The organism is Cryobacterium sp. 10I1 (assembly GCF_035019805.1).
GTDB lineage: Bacteria > Actinomycetota > Actinomycetes > Actinomycetales > Microbacteriaceae > Cryobacterium > Cryobacterium glucosi.
In genome coordinates, this window is record NZ_JASJVF010000358.1 from 1 (window position 1) to 2509 (window position 2509).

At 70.1% G+C, this 2509-nt stretch carries 2 protein-coding genes and 2 pseudogenes; 3 read left to right on the forward strand and 1 reads right to left on the reverse strand.

The genetic code is table 11. The annotated features are described in order from the left end of the window. The 3 genes and pseudogenes from QN345_RS17895 to QN345_RS17905 all read left to right on the forward strand — a co-directional run. Positions 1–192 (forward strand): annotated as a pseudogene (locus QN345_RS17895) (GNAT family N-acetyltransferase); the annotation flags it as partial. Between the two features lie 129 nt (positions 193–321). Next, positions 322–513 (forward strand): DUF1059 domain-containing protein, encoded by a 192-nt coding sequence (locus tag QN345_RS17900; protein WP_241975418.1) that lies wholly within the window; start codon positions 322–324, stop codon positions 511–513. A 5-nt stretch (positions 514–518) separates the two neighbouring features. Next, positions 519–1664, forward strand: a complete 1146-nt coding sequence (locus QN345_RS17905) for an EAL domain-containing protein (protein WP_322189753.1) — start codon at positions 519–521, stop codon at positions 1662–1664. Between the two features lie 54 nt (positions 1665–1718). Here the strand turns inward: QN345_RS17905 and QN345_RS17910 are convergent. Next, positions 1719–2509, reverse strand: a pseudogene (locus QN345_RS17910) (short-chain dehydrogenase); the annotation flags it as partial.

Genomic DNA, 2509 nt, shown 5'->3' on the forward strand with positions numbered 1-2509 from the left:
ACCCTCGCCGAGTGGCGCGGCAGGGGCGTCTACCGGGCCCTCGTCGCCGCCCGTGCGCAGCTCGCCGCCCGCCGCGGCGTGCCCTACCTCCAGGTTGACGCCTCGGACGACAGCCTGCCGATCCTGCTGCGCCTCGGCTTCGAGGCCGTCACGACGACAACGCCATACGTCTGGACCCCGACGCACGACTGAACCCGGTTCCCGGCGATCCAATCCGCACGGCCGCACACTCCGAACATAATCGTGGGCGGAGAGGCTGCGTCTCCGAGTGCATGGCGCGGCGACGACCGTCGGCGGGATGCGTTTATGCTTGCAATCTAGATGAGGGTGGGGCTCGTGAAATCGTTTGCTTGTGGAGATGTGGTGCCGGGCTGCGAGGCCCGTTGGGTGTGCTCGACGGATGACGAAATCCTGTTTCAGGTGTCGGCTCATGCCGCCGCCGTGCACGGATTGAGCGAGGTCTCGCCAGAGCTCGAACAGGCCGTGCTGGCCACCATCGTCCCGGTCGGCTGACGCTCGTGCCGGCCGACCGCGTTCGGGCCGATCGCGCCCCCGGCGACGCAGGCTGGGACTCCATGCTCGCCGCGGCCTGCCGGGGAGAGGGTGTGTCGAGCGTCTACCAGCCGATCGTCGACTCCGCCAGAGGCGTGATCGTCGGGTATGAGGCCCTGACCAGGTTCTCGGGATACTCCGAGCGGAACCCGGAGAGCTGGTTCGCCGCAGCCCGCGCGCACGGCCGGGCGGAAGAACTCGAGGTGCTCGCACTGCGCACGGCGCTCGTGGCGCGCCCGACCCTGCCGCGGAACTGCTTCCTGACCCTCAACGTGTCGCCGGACCTGCTGTCGTGCGAGAGTGTCCGCGAGGTGTGGCGGGACGAGGGTGACCTCGGGGGCCTGATCATCGAGTTGACCGAACAGGCGCCCATCGAGTCCTACCTGTCCCTCGAGCCCTATCTCCACGAGGTGCGTGCGGCGGGCGGTCTGATCGCCGTCGACGACGCCGGATCCGGGTATGCCGGCTTGCGGCATCTGCTTTCGCTCCGCCCCTCGATGATCAAGCTCGACAGGGCCCTGATCCAGGATCTCGATCGTGACGAGGCGAAACTCGCGCTCGTCGAAATGGTCGGAACCTTCGCGGGCCGGGTCGACGCGTGGCTGCTCGGGGAAGGCGTCGAGACCGTCGAGGAACTCGACGCGCTCGTCGCCCTCGGGGTGCCCCTCCTGCAGGGCTACGTGCTCGCGCGGCCGGCGCCGCCGTGGGCCCGGATCGACGTCGACGTGGCGCTCCGCCTCGCCGCGCGACGAGTGTCCAGCGCGGCCGCGGTGATCCGGGACGTACTCGAGGTCGTTCCGACCGTCGAAAGCGTCGCAGCAGCCGCCGCCGCCTTCGGCGCACAACCGAGGCTGCGCTCCGTTGTGCTCATTGATGAGCACCATCGCCCGGTGGCGGCGCTCGGCGGTGGATCCGCCCGGCTCGGGGTCGTGAGCCAGGGCCTCAGGGTGAACCTGGACACGCCCATCACCGAGGCACTCAAGCGCGCGATGACCCGCGACGAGACGAGCAGGTTCGACCCGCTCCTCGCGACCGACAACGCCGGCCGTTTCACGGGCATCGCCCGCCTGGAACGTCTGGTCACCGCGGTGGCCGGTTCCGACCGGTCGTGAGTGCGGTCGACAGCCCCGCTCCTCCGGCGGCAGCCGTGCAGCCGGGCCCCCGGGCTACCAGGCTGCGGGCTTGTAGTCCTTGAGGAAGACGCCGTAGAGGTCCTCGCCTGCCTCGCCGCGCACGATCGGGTCGTAGACCCGCGCCGCACCGTCGACGAGGTCGAGCGGGGCATGGAAGCCCTCCTCGGCGAGGCGCAGCTTGGTCGGGTGCGGCCGCTCGTCGGTGATCCAGCCGGTGTCGACGCTCGTCATCAGGATCCCGTCGCCGAGCATCTCCTTCGCGCTCGTGCGGGTGAGCATGTTGAGCGCGGCCTTGGCCATGTTCGTATGCGGGTGGCCTGGCCCCTTGTAACCGCGGCCGAAGACGCCCTCCATCGCCGACACGTTGACGATGTACGTGCGCCGGGCAGTGGATGCCGCGAGCGAGGCCCGCAGACGGCTCACGAGCAGGAACGGCGCCGTCGTGTTGCAGAGCTGCACCTCGAGCATCTCGAGCGGGTCGACGTCCTCGACGTTGGCGGTCCAGCTGTTGGCGGAGTGCAGGTCGGGAACGAGGCCGCCCGCGTCGATCGCGGTACCGGCCGCGTGCCGGGCGAGCGAGGACGAGCCGGGTGCGAGCGCGAGCGCGGTGAGGTCGTCCGCGGTGAGCGCTTCGGTTGTAGACACGGTCGCCGCGGCGAGGATCGGGTGGCTCGTCACCGAGGCGGCGAGGGCGCTCGGGTGGGCGTCGTTGGTGTGGCCGAAGCTGACGATCTCGGGCACGGAATCGGCCGGCAGCAACTCGGGCCGGGTGGTCTCGATCTCGATCGTGGAACCGTCGGGCTTGCGGAAGGAGACCCGGTGGT